Genomic DNA, 15,673 nt, shown 5'->3' with positions numbered 1-15,673 from the left:
ACCTTGCTACTGTACATAACGCCTCATGACGACTAGTTCGAGAATAGTGTAGGAAATGAGACAGACTGCGGATGAGATTGCTCTCAAACATATTCCCCAAGCTGCCTCCATGCTACAATTGTGCACCAATTAGATCATCGTCAATTCGTTGTTATCATCATTTTGATTATGATGAAGTATGTACAGGACGGTCGGCACCTCCTTTTCAGTCGTTAATCGAAAAGAAAGCCCGGAAGGTGGGCAGGAATGCCGGATGATGATTCATCCTCACGTTACAGCATACCTGCCCGTACTTCCTAACTGCCGACCAGCTGCCGCTTTATGCGCGGGCAGCGCTGGTTGCTTTGGTAATCGTTACTTCGAGATTCTTCACATTGCCATTGAACATCAGATCGATATTGCACAGATTGTTCTTTTCGTCGATTAGATAATTCAGATCGTCGCCATCCTGCACGATCGAATTGACCGAGCCTTTCGCGCCAAGCCAGAGGCTTTTTTGACTGCTTGGGTTGTTGCTGAAAAACTTCACGATATTCTCGTATTTGAAATCGCTCGTCTGGAAGCGTAAAATGCGCTCCACATACGTGCTGACCAGCGTTTTGTAAATAGAATCAAAGCCATCTTCCGACATCGCCAGACTTCTTGCCTTGTATACAGTAATGCGGCGAATGTCCTTGCCGAGCAGCTGTGCATTTTCCGAGGAAAAGACAAAGCCGAAGTTTCTGCGGTTGATCGAATCTTTAATGCTGTTGGTGAAGCCTGTAATTTCTTTGGCCATCGTTGTCACAAAGCGCAGGCTATTATCGCCAGACTCAATATCAAAGCGTACACCTGGTGCATCACGCTGTACTTGCTTGAAATGCTCCTTCAAATATTCCGGGCACTGGTACGCAGCGGTTAATCCAGCAGCCACATAAGCGGCTCCTACATACACACCCTCGATCCACAGCTTCAAAATATCCTCTTTCTCACGGGACAGCTCTACACCCGCTTCCGTACGCATCATCCGACTATCGATAATGACACCCGATTTGTCCTTCGGAATGATCGTAAAGTTCGGCAGACATGGAATCGCAAATTCACTATAGTCCTGACGCAGTAGCGGTGTGCATTTGTCGATAAAGTTATCAATGCCAGAAGTAGCGACATGGTTAAATGTCGTTTCCTCACCGGATTCAAAGTTAAAGAATAGCTGCACTTTGTAGTTTTTGACGATTTGCAGCAGCATGGATAAAGATTCCAGCGTGTTGCCATCCTGACGCAGCGATTTCTCAGTGCCTTTGAAACGGGCACGGCTCACACGTACATTGTTGGAGGCTTCCAGCTCGATCGATGGCACAATACCAAACCAGACCGTATCGGTAAAATCATTTTTCGAGTTGACTGTATTCAGATACGTTTCCAGACGCGGTGCGTTCGTGCTCTTCACAAGCAGATCAAGCTTGGTGTTAGTTACGAGCAGGCTTGGTGCCATGCCTCGATTTTTCGTTGCATACTGATCGAAGAACATTTTCACACCGAGCAGCTTCTCCACCAGTGGCTTCACCGCTTTTACAAATTCATCCTTCGCCGTTTTGTAAAATTCCAGATACGTGTTGTAGTTCTGTACTTCGAGCTCCGTATCCACTTCTGTATTGACCGCAGGTAACGGACAGAATGTACGCACGACCAGATCCTTCACGTACATCGATGGCGTCTCGCTCACACTTTCATAATCTTCCTCAAATACAGCGATCAGCTCGTTCGTGCTATTGTCATCCAATAGCATCAGCTCGGTTGTGTCTGCTTTAGGCGCTTCTACGATTTGCAGCTCGCCACCGTCGCCGATCTTCAGCATACCGATTCGGAATTCCTCTGCCTGCTGGTCATCCTGCGAACCGCCGAGCAACAAGCGTGTTTTGATATCCTCAATCGCCAGCGGCAGCATAGCCATCACATTGTTATAGTTCAGGCTCGCTTCCTCGAACATCTGATTGAGCTTATCACCCATTTCCAGCTTTTTCGGATCGCCTTCGTCCAGTTGATCATACTGACCATACATGTAATGGATTTCTTTACGCACCTGGCGAATATCATCCATCACCTTTTTCGGCGAGATCATGTCGAGTAGATTTTCAAACTTAAAATCTACATTCGTAATGCCCTGACTGCGTTTCGTATCGATCAGTGTAAACAGCATTTTCAGAAAATCATTATTCTGGTCGATCCGAATCTCGGAAATGCAATCGTCGGCGATGCCTTCCGGCTTTTTCAGTGTGTACACAACCTTCTGGTTCGCAGCATTAAAAAACGAATACACCGTCGGGGTGAAACGATTCAAAAATTCATCAAAGCTACGTACCAGTAGGTGCTGATTAATTTCTCTAATTTTATCATCGCTCAAGCTATCGATTCCGCGTACGTCTCCAACTAGCGTGATTAGATCAAGCTTTTCCGGGTTAATCTCCTCAAAGAGCATCGTACGGTTGGTTTGCTTAATAATATCCACCGTTATTCCTCCCATTCTCACCTGCATGCTTATGTATAAACGGTCATACACGGAGTTGCAAAAGTAAATTGTGATGTTTGAGTAATGTGCTGTATAGGCAGCTCAATTACCACCTGTGATCGCTTGTGCTTGCTGATCTCCGAGTTACAAAACACATCATACATTATCCACAGGGTTACTTGTCAATTTTTTGAAATCGGGCTTTTTTATAGGAATCTGGGACTACGAATTTTGCTGAATTTTTGTCGAAATGTTTCAATTATCCCTTTTTTAATCGTATTTCTGTCGAAATTCTGTAATATTAGTTCTATGTCTTAAATTTTCAACCTGAAAATGTAAAATTATTGTCATATGTAGATGAAAAGACTATAGACCTAATTCGGGAAAGTATGTTCGCATTTTGATTTGACATCTCATTTACTTCTTTAAGGCATTAAGGCGTTATACCATGCGGTGATAACAAAAATAATTCATATTACTTTTGGGTATCGTTTTCATTCCACTTTCATCCCATCACTTTCTTACAAAATTTCACCGAAACTTTTGTACTATTTTGAACACCTTTACCAGAATTGCAAAAATAGTTCTCTGTTTTAGTAAAGGATCGCATATGTCAGTTTTTCCATCTCATTTATCAACATCTTTTTACAAGAAATTCGACACCGATGTTGGCTAATTTGCATTATTCTGAAGACCAGAAATTCAAATAGATGTCCTGTTTACGCACGATAATGGAATACGAATACAAAAAAACCACATCATCACGATGTGGTTTACTTGTTTAGATCGCTTATTTACAGCGACCGGATGTAAGATAAAACGATTTATTTGAGTGAATATTCAGCTGCTTCCGCTTCATTCGCCTTATGCTTGGCTTCGTCAGCTCCAGGTAATTCAGATGACGATGGCTGCACAGCCGCACTCGTTCGCTTGCCCTTTTTCCCTCGTGTCAGCACCAGATTACGGTTCCAGAAGCGTTCTGCCTGCATCGCAATTTTGAACCATTTTAACGAGGCGCAGCGCTTATCTGCGGATACGGCGAGTCCCCAGTGGATCATCCTTGCCATAATAGGCGAGGCTACCTCATTCGTTCCCAGCTTCTCCAGCGTATCGTTGAATAAGCGTTTGGGTACATCGATTGGTGCCTTGCCACGACAGCAGAAGTAAAAGGTTGCCGCCAGACTGTAAATATCCGACACAGGCCCCTGTACCGAACGACCGGAATAGAACTCGATCGGCGAATATCCAGCTGTCGTCAAAATAGGATGCGTACGCTGCTCGTATCGAACTGCTGAGCCAAAATCGAGCAATAATGTACGACCGTCCTCCGTGAGCATAATATTGCTTGGCTTCACATCACGGTGAATATAGCCAAGATTATGTATGTACTCCAGCGCATCAATGACCGGAAATAATCGTCGCTGCAAAAATTGTGCATCCAGCTCCTCGGGATGCTCGCGAATATAACGATCCAATGTCATTCCGCGATAATATTGCAGCACCAGATAACATGTACCATGCTGCTCAAATTCCGATTCATAGCGAACAATTCCAGGATGATCGATCTTACTCAATATCTCCCCTTCCTGTCGGAAGGTCTTCATCATATCGGCAAACTTGGCTTGCAAATGACTGCCGCTACACTCTACCGTGCAACGATCCCGACTACGCCTTGCTAGCGCGGCTGGGAAAAATTCCTTAATCACATGCAATGTTCCCTGCTCCATATGTCTTGCCACATAAATGATCGACAGCTCGCTGACCGATAACGTCCGGCGGATCTGATATGTACTGGCAAGCTTCTGGTTGCGAGGAAGGGTCGGACTGTTCATCGGTTTGCTCATCATTTCCACCTCACTTATCGCGGTTTACAGCATTAGGTACTGCGGACCAGCCAGATTAAATCAATTAGCCGTACATGCAGGAAGCAGTCGGTAGCAATACCGGAGGCTTACAAAGAAATGTACGGCCGTTGTTACAGACATTCTAGCACAAAATGTGACGCTTGTAAGTGTCTCAGGCACAAACAATCGCCATTTGTCAAAATAATTAGGCAGTATGTCATAGGGATGCGCTACTCCTATCCTTTTTAGGGAAAAATCGTTAATGCTCAATGGGTTGACGATTCCTCTGTATCATTCCAATCACTCTCACGCATAATACGAATCGCACTCGCAGCAATGGTAGATACTCGTGCATCCGGGTCACGCTCCATCGCTATTTGTAAAAGCGGCTCAAACTCTGGCCAACCGATAAAGCTCGTCGCAAAAATCGCAGATTGACGCACACGTGCGTCCGCATCGCGTATATACTGCTTGAACATATCGATAATCTCCGGCTGAGCCTCGTCAAAATAGGCTGCAATACCAAGACGACAAATCGCATCAATCTTGTCCTCTGCATGTGTAGCTTCCTGACAGTATTGCATAATCGCCTGCATATCCTCTGTCACGCCAAGCATATGGAGCAGCCATGCACTCTGCGAGGATAACGGCCCATTTAATAGTACATAAGGTAGACTAGTCGCACGATCTACTACGACATAGATCATCGTCATGCCATCATTCATCACAAACGAATAATATTCTTCTGCGTCCTGCTTGTTCTGCTGATCACCTGAAGGCACCAGCGAAAGGCTACCTTCTCTAGACAATCGTTCCACTACATCGTGTGCATTTAACGGTCGACGTATACATAATCGAATCGGGTTCATACTGCGTATTCCTCCCTCACTAGCGTGGAATCGGTATACATGCATGATCTGAACGCTCCAGCATATGGATAAGGTGCTAACGATGGTATTTGCAGGCTTCTCTGTTCCTACCTATTCATGCCTGCATAGTACAAGCAATAGTACAAACGGAGGCTTGAACAGCTGCTAAATAACCAATATTTGTAACCTTATACTCAATGCCATTATACCCTTCCTCTCTATACCTATACCAGTATATTGGAAATTTAGAATTGGAAAATATTCTGTTTAAACAAAATCCCTGCCATAGCTAGCATGGACAGGGATCATAGATTGTATTGTTTGATGTTGATTGCAGTGTGACGATATCACTGTGAATCGATGTGATTTCATGATAAGAAGGTTGTAAGGTAGTGTTTAGCTTGTTTAGCTTGTTTAGCTTGTTTAGCTTGTTTGGCTCAATCAACCTACCTTAGCGTACGGTATGCGGATTGACTTTCCATTTTGCCGCTTTAGCATCTGTTGCCTGCTGCTCACGCTCACCATATACTGGCGGCTTGATCATCACTGCGATCAAGAACGAGATCAGACATAGAATACCGATAACAATAAAGGTTGGCTTGAAGCCACCCATCCAGGCAGCGATAAATGCACCGGACAGCGCACCGATTCCGAAGCCCTGATAGATCACACCATAGTTCTTCCCATGATTTTTCAGACCGAAAAAGTCACTGACAATCGCGGGGAATACGGTAATATTCCCACCGAAGCAAAATGCAATCGCAGCAACGGCTGCAAAGAAGATTCCGAACGTTAATGGAACAAAGCTCAATACCGCCACAGCTATCGCTGTGACCAGGAATGTACCGCACAATACTTTGAGACGCCCTACTTTATCCGATAGCGCACCCAGAATAATACGACCGACTGTATTGAAGATGGCGATCATCGCCACGGCATTGGCTGCTGTTGCTAGATCCAGACCAGCAAGCTGTACACCGATGTCTTTTACAATACCGATCAGATACAGTCCGCTCATACAAGCGGTAAAAAACATGATGAAGAGCAGATACGCTTGCTTTGTTTTCAGCATTTCCTTCACGCTATAGTTATGGGCTATAGCAGGTACTGCACCCTTTGGCTCTAGCTGACCATTGCCTGCCTGTGCCACTTGATTAGCGGATGCACTCACTGGTGCTTCACTTACGACAGCTTCCTTGATCATGCGCGAGCCGATCACGATCATGAGCAGTACGATCACACCCCAGTATAGGAATGCCATCGAGACACCGACCGAACCGATTAACGAACCATTAATGTATTTGAACAACAGACTGCCTGTACCATAGGCACCCACGGAAATACCGGAGATCAGACCTTTACGCTCCGGGAACCATTTGATCAGGTTAGATAGCGATGTCATATAAGCTGTACCATCGGCAAATCCGACCACCACACCAGCCAGCAAGTACAGCAGTGGAAGCGAGGACACCTGCGAGCTAAGCATCAAGCCCAGTCCAAGCACAATACCTGCGGTGCCGATCAAGCGACGAATGCCCCATTTTTCCTGTAGCTTACCTGAAAATAAAGTAGCAAAAGCGAGCGCAAAGCTCGTAATCGAAAATGTAATAGCAACCGAGCTGAGCTGCCAGCCAAACTTATCAACGAGCGGCTGGTTAAACAGGCTCCAGGTGTAAATCGTTCCGAGTCCCATCTGTACAATAATCGTACCGAGAACGATCAGCCAGCGCTTCACAGCTGGTGCATCGGCTCCCGAGCGTGTAGTGGATGTGTGAGCAGATAATGTTTTCATAATGGACGTTCCTTTCCGTCATAACTGCAATGTGTAATGGAGGTGAGGAGAATTCTCTATAGGTCGAGTATACCCCTGTAGCCTTCACTGCATAACGGAAATGGAATGAGATGCTTTATGCTGGAATGAAATGCATTTATATGTGCATGAGTTGCCGAAATTCTTTTACTTTACTACGACTGACAGGCACTTCATCGTTCAGATCATGTAATCGCAGCAAATACGTGCTGTTAAACCACGGCACGATCTCACGAATTTTGCTCATATTCACAACATAAGAGCGATGACACCGGAAAAAGTAATCATCCGGTAGCAGCGCCTGAAAATCACTAATGCTAGCATGTACTGTATAGCGATCTCGCCGTGTGAACACCTCGGTGATCTTTTCGCTGGCTGACGCATAATAGACATCATCGACGGAAATTACATGAATATTATCGTTTTTCCACAGACTGAGCTTGCCCTGTAGCGCAGGTGTAGCTGTACCTGCGGAAGGTCGCACGAATGCACGGCTGCTGCCAACCGAGTCATTCCCATCCTGAGGTAGTGTTGTTGCTGGTATTGAAGCTGATGGCGAGGCAGAAGCTGTACCGGGATCAGCTTGCATATAATCGCGTGCATATGTTGCCTCCAGCTTATGCAGCATAGAGGTAATCCGCGATTCACTGTACGGCTTGAGTATATAATCAAAGGCTTCAATCTCAAACGCCTCTGCTGCATGCTCCTTGTACGCTGTGATGAAAATAATGTACGGCTTGCGCGAAAACTTGCTAATATTGTGTGCTAGCAGTACCCCATCCAATGAAGGAATATTAATATCGAGAAAGATCGCATCGATCTCATGATCCTGCACATAACGAAGCACATCGAGACCATCCTCAAAGCTACCTGTAATCTCAATATTACTGTATGTCTGAATATAATATTCAAGCTCCTGTCTCGCCAGGAACTCATCCTCTACAACGATCGCTTTCATGATGCCGAACGCTCCTTTTTAATATGAAACCGGATTCGTGTTCCCTTTTCCAATCGTTCAATCTGTAAACCTTCCCCATAGATCAGCTTCACCCGCTGATGCACATTGGACAGACCGATTCGATTCTCTGGCATGCTGCCATCATAGACTTTGTTAATAATATCGGGATCGATACCTGTTCCTGTATCCTCAACACTAATCTCTACGAAGTCGATTCCATCCTTCACCGCTAATGTGACGGTACCGGAGCCACGTCCTTTTAAAATACCATGCACGATCGCATTCTCCACCAGCGGCTGGATGATTAAGCTCGGCATTTTCACCTCGACCTCATCGATATCATAAACGACCTGAAGCTTACTGCCAAAGCGCGCCTTTTCAATCTCAACATAATTCACGACCTGTCCAAGCTCCTTATTAATATCGATCAGCTCGTCGCTCCACTCCAGACTATGACGTAAATAGCCAGACAGATTAATGATCATCTCTCGTGCATTGTCTGGATTAATACGAATCGATGAGGCGATCGCATTCAGTGCATTGAATAGGAAATGCGGATTGATGCTCGTTTGCAGTGCTTTGATCTCTGCTTTGTTCGCCATCTCCTTCATCTGCTCGATCCGTGATACTTCCATCAGAGTAGAGATAATCTGTGATAGACCCACAGCTAATGTTTGCAGGGAATAGGTGATTTTATGCGCGTTACGATAGTAGATCTTCAGCGTACCGGTGACGATGCCCTTTTCCTGAAGCGGAATAATGATCAACGATTGGATATTCGGTACCTTCCCCTCAGCATCATCATTGATCAATACAATCTCACCGCTCGAGATCGCCTGCTTGGTCGCATCGGTAATAATCTCATGCCCAATATTGTAGCGCTCCTCACCAAGTCCAACATAGGCGAGAATATAGCGTTTATCCGTAATCGCCACCGCATCTGCATGAATATCCTGCCGAATAATCGTACATATTTTGCGTAATGAATCACTATTAATCGAGCGAAAATACGGTAATGTCTTATTCGCGATGTCGAGCGCTAGCTTGGCTTGCCGGGCGGCGATATTTTCGCGTTCTCCCTCTACCCCTTGTACGAATAATACGATCAGACCAACGCCCACCTGTCCTAAAATCATCGGCAGTGCAATGATCGATACAATCTCTCGTCCTAGCTCATACGGATGCGACATAAGTAAAATTAGCACCATCGTGAGTGCTTCACACGCCATGCCAGCAGCAATACCGACTATCCAGCGCCGACGGCTACTGACCCGGTTGTGAATATAACCTGACACGATACCAGCCGTAATGCTCGTTATCAGACATGGAACCGAGGTAACCCCGCCAATATCGATCAGATAACGATGCGCTCCCGATACAATGCCTGTAATCAAGCCAACCGGCCAACCAAATAAAATCCCACCAGATACAATGGCAATAATACGCACATTCACGAGCGAGCCTTCGACATTAATACCTGTATACGTGCCTAAAATGGCAAAACCACTGAATATGACCGATAAAATAATCCGATCCTTCGTATCCAGCACTTCCTTCTGAAAAATCTGCCGAAAATGTGGAAGCTTACTCAGTAAAAATAAACAAATTAACAGCAACGCCGCCCGTTCGAGCAGCTGCAATAAAATAATCGGTGTCACATAGCTAGTCACATTTATAATCCTCCAGCGAGTTCATTCCAATCTCCATCCCTCTATTATAAACAATCAGAATCCCATAATCATTCAGAAATTCAATAAAACAGCTGGATCGCTTCATCCAGACGTGACTATCATGTGAACAACAGTAACGGAATGGTGCTTTTTATCCTGCTTTAAGATTCATTTAACGAATCGTTCATATGACTGCTCTACAATCAAACTCATATCTATGACACATCCAGAGAGGCAGGAAGCCGAATGAACCTCATGCCACGATTCGTACCCAGACAGCTTGTATGGAACAACGCCTATGCCGAAGCAACCGTCCCTGCTATTAACCCGGCGGCCTCCCCTATGATTCATTGGGCAGACGACACGGTACATCCAACGATTAGTTGCGTATACAAGCTTCACTATATATACCATGATGAATCAGCATCAGCATCAGCATCAGCATCAGCATCAGCATCAGCATCAGCATCAGCATCAGCATCAAGCTTATTATCTGGCGCTGATTCGACTTCTGTCTATACCGGATCAGCTGACGCTGAACTGATTGCAGAGCCTGAGGCGACGTTCATGCTGAACCGCCTGCTCGATCATGCTGCAAGCTTACTGGGACTTACCTTACTGGAGCTTAAGCAATATTTACAAGATGGCGATCACATTATTCATATTGCCGAACACCAGGGCATCGCCGCTGAGCAATTCCGTGAGCTGCTATGCCATAACATAAGCTTGACCCTGAAAGAGGAGCATTCCTCCGGGAAAATTACACAGTGGCAATATGATCAGTACATCGACATGCTGGACGAACAGCTGCAATTGATTATTGCGCTATGACTTTTATTTTTATAATTGAATCAATAAAAATCCCCATGTCCTGAACAGCACTATGCTATCTGTTCAGATCATGGGGATTTTATTTTGTAAAGACTGTATAGTCAAACTGTCCGATCAATCGATCAGCTCACCTTGAAACACCTGTTGTCTCGCCAGGAACTCACGTAGCGCTTCATATTCAGGTGAAGTCCAGAAAAACTCATGATTCACTAGCTTGGCGGCATCGTCACGAGCAACCTCCAGCACTTCAAAATCGCTCACCATATCCGCAATTTTGAATTCAGGCAATCCACTCTGACGCGTACCGAAAAATTCACCCGGCCCACGTAGCTCCAGATCACGGCGAGACACCTCAAAGCCATCGTCTGTCTCGGTCATCGCGCGCATACGCTCCTGCCCCATCTCAGACTTCGGATCGGCCACGAGAATACAGAACGACTCATGCTCACCCCGTCCAACCCGTCCACGCAGCTGGTGCAGCTGGGATAGCCCGAAGCGATCCGCGTCCATTAGGATCATCAGTGTAGCGTTCGGGACATCGACCCCTACCTCAACGACAGTCGTAGAGACGAGCAGCTGAATTTCATTTGTATAAAATGCACGCATCGTTTCTTCCTTTTCCGCAGCATTCATACGACCATGCAGCAGACCGACATGAATATCCGGTAACGCTTGATCCATCTGCACATACAGATCGATCGCATTTTGCACATCCAGCTTATCCGACTCTTCGATCAATGGACAGATGACATATGCCTGTCTACCTTGCTTAATTTCACGCGAAATAAAGCCCATTACGCGATCCATCATATTATGCTTCACCCAATACGTCGTAATCGGCTTGCGTCCCTTCGGACGCTCGGCAATCGTGGACACATCCATATCGCCAAAGGCTGTAATGGCCAGCGTACGTGGAATCGGTGTCGCTGTCATGGTGAGCACATCCGGATCGAAGCCTTTACGCCGCAGGATACTGCGCTGATTCACCCCAAAGCGATGCTGCTCATCCGTCACGACAAAGCCAAGGCTGCGGAAAAATACATCCTCCTGAATGAGCGCATGCGTACCGACAATGATGTCAGTCATGCCCATTTGCAAGGAAGCTAGCAGGTCTTTCCGCTTACGCCCGGTTACACTGCTGGTCAGCATTTCCACTGTAATATCAAATGGCTCAAACAGCTTTTTCAGCGAGCGTACATGCTGCTCTGCCAGAATCTCGGTTGGCACCATGAGTGCGCCCTGATGACCCGACTTCACTGTAGCATACAGTCCAATCGCAGCGACTACCGTTTTACCAGAGCCTACATCCCCTTGCAGCAGACGATTCATACTATAAGGAGAGCGCATATCCTTGAGAATATCCAGCTCCACCTGCTTTTGCGCATCGGTTAGCTCAAAGGGCAAACTGCGTACAAATTCACGGATGGTTGCATTATCTACCGTATGCACGATTCCTGTTTTGCGTTTACGATTCATACTACGGTAGGCTTGCAGCTTAAGCTGAAATAGAAATAGCTCCTCATATACCATACGTCGCCTTGCTTGCTTGCCCTCGCCTACATCCTCGGGCTGGTGGATTTGCCGAATCGCTTGCTTACGCGACATTAATTTGTAGCGCTGTATCAGCTCCTGCGGCAGTACCTCTGGAATCATCTCACCGTATTGCTCCAGCGCCTGATGGATCATTTTCCGAATCCAGCCCTGCGTGATCTTACCACCGATCGAATAGACAGGCTGCAAGCTACCACTACGCTGAGTGCCCTTATCAGGAAACTCCGAATCGGTAACGGTCATCTGCGCACGACGCTGATCCCATTTACCGGTCAAAATAATATCGCGCCCTGTCGTCAATTGATCCTTCAGAAAATGACGATTAAACCAGGTCGCTTTGACCATCCAGTTATCTACCATAACATTACATGTCAAACGCGATTTCTTGCCATAGCGCTGTAACACCGGCAGACCGACAATCTTGCCTTCAACGGTAATTTTGTCGCCGTCCTCCACATCCTGAAGCGCCCGCAAACGGTAATCTTCATACCGGAACGGAAAATACTCCAGCAAATCAAGTACGGTAGAGATGCCAAAGGCGTGAAGCTCCCCTTCCTTGGAAGCACTCACGCCGTTGACCTGCCGAACGCCAATCTGATCCAGACTGATATTCATTGTTCATCCCTCATCTATTCCTCATCCGGCCAAGCATATACGGCAATCGTACCTGCTCCCGTATGCGTACCGATCACGGGACCGATCTCCGAATAGACCACGTCCACGATCTCATAATGCTCACGCAGCATCTGTAGCATCGGTTCGCACGATTCACGATTAGCCGTATGTCCCAGCGCCAGATGGATTTTGCGTGCTGTTAGCTTCTGACGCATCATCTCTACGATGCGCGCCATTGCCTTTTTCTGTCCGCGTATTTTTTCAACCGGATAAATAACACCCTGTTCATCTATCGATAGGATCGGCTTCACATTCAGCAGCGTACCTAGCGCAGCCGATGCACGCCCGATCCGTCCACCTTTACGCAAATACTCCAGATCATCTACTAGAAAATAAAGCTCACGCTGGGACAGGATATGCTTCACACCTGCCTGAATCTCAGCTACGGATGCGCCTGCCTGAGCAAGACGTGCCGCATGCACAACCGCCATTCCATATCCATACGATGCAGACAGCGAATCGATCACGGTAATACGATCCTCCTGCTCTACCATCGAGCGTCCAATCGTAGCCGACTGATACGTGCCACTCAGACCCGAGGACAGATGGATCGATACAATTTCTCGATCTGGATATTCATGGAGCAATCGTGTATACATCGCCTCATAGTCAGCAGGTGACGGCTGAGATGTCGTAGGTAGCTGTGAAACGGTCGCCAATCGCTCATAAAAGGTCGCTGGCGTCATATCCACACCATCAGCATACGAATCCTGTCCAAAAAACAGTCGTAGCGGAATAATCTGAATATTATATTCCTTAATTAGCTCCGCTGGAATATCTGCGGTACTCTCCGTTACAATAATCGGATGGGTCATCCCGGTTCCTCCTCTATACGACTGAGGTGACTACAACCAGCCACCAGCAGTACCTTAGGATTCAACAGAGAACAGATAGTGATACACAGGCTGTCCGCCATTGTGAATTTCCAGCTCAGCATCAGGATAAGTCGCCTCAATCCAGTCTGCAAGCTGGCTTGTCTCCTCTTCAGAAGCCTCACTACCAGTCAGAATCGTAATCACTTCCTGACCATCCTCAACCATCGCGCCGAGCAGCTGCTGGCATGTCTCTACCAGTTCGGACGCTGTCGCAACGATCTTCGAATTATGAATACCGATATAATGGCCTTGACGGATCGACATCTCATCCATCGTTGTATCACGTACAGCCAGCGTCACCTGACCGGATTTCACATGCGTTAGCGCCTCATTCAGATTAGCCGTATTCACATCCGCATCTTCATCCTCCTGGAATGCGAATGCAGCTGCGATGCCTTGTGGAATACTTTTACTTGGAATAACGGTAATCTGGCGCTGATCCTCCAGCAGATCACGTGCCTGCTGTGCTGCCAGTACGATATTAGAGTTATTCGGTAAAATATAAATATGACGCGCAGACAGACTTTCCACTGCTTTCACAAAATCCTCTGTGCTCGGATTCATCGTCTGCCCACCAGCCAAAATCACATCTACACCCAGACTGCGGAAAATCTCAGCAATCCCATCACCGGACGAAACAGCGATCATGCCATAGGCAGCTACTTCTTCCGCAGGTACGGAAGCTTCCGTTTGCGGATTGATCGGCTCCTGTGGAATGTCGGCAAATAACTCTGGCGGCGGCGCAATATCGAGCCCTGCGGACAGCAAATCACGATGCTGCTCACGCATATTTAAAATATGAATTTGTGTAATTTCGCCATATTGTAGGGCTAGATTCAGCACTTCTCCTGGCGCTCTGGAATGCACATGGACTTTAATAATCTCATCATCCGAAATCACAATGATCGAATCACCGTTTACAGCCAGCGCAGCGCGGAACTTTTCTTCATCAAAACGCGCACCAGCAGAACCGCCAAGTGTACGATTAATGAAAAATTCCATATCATACAGGAATTCGATATCTTCTGTCTCCAGCTTCGCCTGTGCAGATAATGGCACATCAACCGCCACCTTGTTCATCGAAGGCGCAGCTACTTGCCCTGTTGAATTAGAAGCTACTGTGCTGCTATGGCTGGTGGATGATTCACCATGCTGTAAGTAATCGTAAAAGCCTTCATAAATATATACAAGTCCCTGACCGCCAGAATCGACGACACCGACCTGCTTGAGCACAGGCAGCATTTCCTGCGTCTGTGCTAGCGTTGCCTGAGCTTGCTTCAATACTTCGCCCATCAGCTCGGTAATGTCTGTCGTACGACGTGCGTAATATACAGCATGCTTAGCTGCTTCACGTGCTACGGTCAGAATCGTTCCCTCTACCGGCTTGACTACCGCCTTGTAGGCTGTTTCTACACCTTGCTGCAACGCTGCCGCAAACTGAGCTGCATTCAGCTCATCACGCGATGCCGCAGAACGACTGAACCCACGGAAAAGCTGGGACAGAATCACACCGGAATTGCCGCGTGCTCCCATCAGTAGTCCTTTGGACAACACGGTTGCCGCCTGTCCAATGACAGCCGAAGAGTTCACTTTCAGCTCCGCTACCCCTGCTGTCATCGTCAAATTCATATTGGTTCCTGTGTCACCATCCGGTACAGGAAATACATTCAAGGAATTGACATGCTCGGCATGATTATGCAGTTTCTCCGCGCCAGCTAATACCATCGCGGTAAAATCAACCCCGTTTAAAGAACGCTTGCTCAATGAAAAATCCCCTTCCTCATCTATCATCACTCGTATGATCTGGCTCTCGCTATGCGTTAAGCCTATTGACCGCGTCTGATTCAACATTCTGTTATTGTCGTTATTTTCATTTTATACGTGAGCTTGAATTGTAAATGTATATCCAGCTTGCCCGTATTGATCGATACCTCAGCATTCATGCGTGCCGTGCTCTCTATATCAATACCCAATGTTCTGACATACAATACGCAATAGTCATGCGGTCGTTCCACCTATTTTAGCACCATGTATTCGTACCAAGTACCAAGAACAGGCATTCGCCCACACAACAAGCATAAATAGCGGCGAAATATACCCTT

10 protein-coding genes are annotated in these 15,673 nt (G+C 46.6%); 1 reads left to right on the top strand and 9 read right to left on the bottom strand.

Annotated features, from left to right (window positions below):
- Positions 1-319: 319 nt before the first annotated feature.
- The 6 genes from SK066_RS08495 to SK066_RS08470 form a co-directional block, all read right to left on the bottom strand.
- Positions 320-2,515, bottom strand: coding sequence for a transcriptional regulator (locus SK066_RS08495; RefSeq protein WP_229685700.1), 2,196 nt, complete (start codon positions 2,513-2,515; stop codon positions 320-322).
- Positions 2,516-3,312: 797 nt separating this feature from the next.
- Positions 3,313-4,335 carry a serine/threonine protein kinase gene (locus SK066_RS08490; protein ID WP_320544346.1) on the bottom strand — a complete coding sequence of 341 codons (1,023 nt, stop codon included), beginning with the start codon at positions 4,333-4,335 and terminating at the stop codon, positions 3,313-3,315.
- Positions 4,336-4,598: 263 nt separating this feature from the next.
- Positions 4,599-5,201, bottom strand: coding sequence for a HEAT repeat domain-containing protein (locus SK066_RS08485; RefSeq protein ID WP_320544345.1), 603 nt, complete (start codon positions 5,199-5,201; stop codon positions 4,599-4,601).
- Between the two features lie 451 nt (positions 5,202-5,652).
- Positions 5,653-6,894 carry an L-lactate MFS transporter gene (locus SK066_RS08480; protein WP_320544833.1) on the bottom strand — a complete coding sequence of 414 codons (1,242 nt, stop codon included), beginning with the start codon at positions 6,892-6,894 and terminating at the stop codon, positions 5,653-5,655.
- 235 nt (positions 6,895-7,129) lie between these two features.
- Positions 7,130-7,969 carry a LytR/AlgR family response regulator transcription factor gene (locus tag SK066_RS08475; RefSeq protein WP_320544344.1) on the bottom strand — a complete coding sequence of 280 codons (840 nt, stop codon included), beginning with the start codon at positions 7,967-7,969 and terminating at the stop codon, positions 7,130-7,132.
- Positions 7,966-9,639: a sensor histidine kinase gene (locus SK066_RS08470; protein WP_320544343.1), complete on the bottom strand. Its 1,674-nt coding sequence runs from the start codon at positions 9,637-9,639 to the stop codon at positions 7,966-7,968. Before SK066_RS08470 ends, SK066_RS08475 begins: the two co-directional genes overlap by 4 nt.
- 255 nt (positions 9,640-9,894) lie before the next feature.
- Between SK066_RS08470 and SK066_RS08465 the strand changes: the two genes are divergently transcribed.
- A complete protein-coding gene (locus SK066_RS08465; protein ID WP_320544342.1) occupies positions 9,895-10,470 on the top strand; it encodes a hypothetical protein in 576 nt (191 codons plus the stop codon).
- A gap of 114 nt (positions 10,471-10,584) precedes the next feature.
- Here SK066_RS08465 and recG read toward each other — a convergent pair whose 3' ends face one another.
- From recG to SK066_RS08450, 3 genes are read right to left on the bottom strand one after another with little or no spacing between them, the layout of a single operon-like run.
- The gene (recG, locus tag SK066_RS08460; RefSeq protein ID WP_320544341.1) at positions 10,585-12,636 is read right to left on the bottom strand and encodes an ATP-dependent DNA helicase RecG; all 2,052 of its coding nucleotides are present in this window, start codon (positions 12,634-12,636) and stop codon (positions 10,585-10,587) included.
- Positions 12,637-12,650: 14 nt separating this feature from the next.
- Complete coding sequence (locus tag SK066_RS08455; RefSeq protein WP_320544340.1) at positions 12,651-13,511, bottom strand: DegV family protein; 861 nt, start codon at positions 13,509-13,511, stop codon at positions 12,651-12,653.
- A 54-nt stretch (positions 13,512-13,565) separates the two neighbouring features.
- On the bottom strand, positions 13,566-15,335 hold the full coding sequence (locus SK066_RS08450) for a DAK2 domain-containing protein (protein ID WP_320544339.1): 1,770 nt from the start codon (positions 15,333-15,335) through the stop codon (positions 13,566-13,568).
- Positions 15,336-15,673: the final 338 nt, after the last annotated feature.

Source organism: Paenibacillus hunanensis, assembly GCF_034055775.1.
Classification (GTDB): domain Bacteria; phylum Bacillota; class Bacilli; order Paenibacillales; family Paenibacillaceae; genus Saccharibacillus; species Saccharibacillus hunanensis.
The sequence above is the reverse complement of the archived record's forward strand: the minus strand, read 5'-3'. Positions and strand labels throughout refer to the sequence as shown.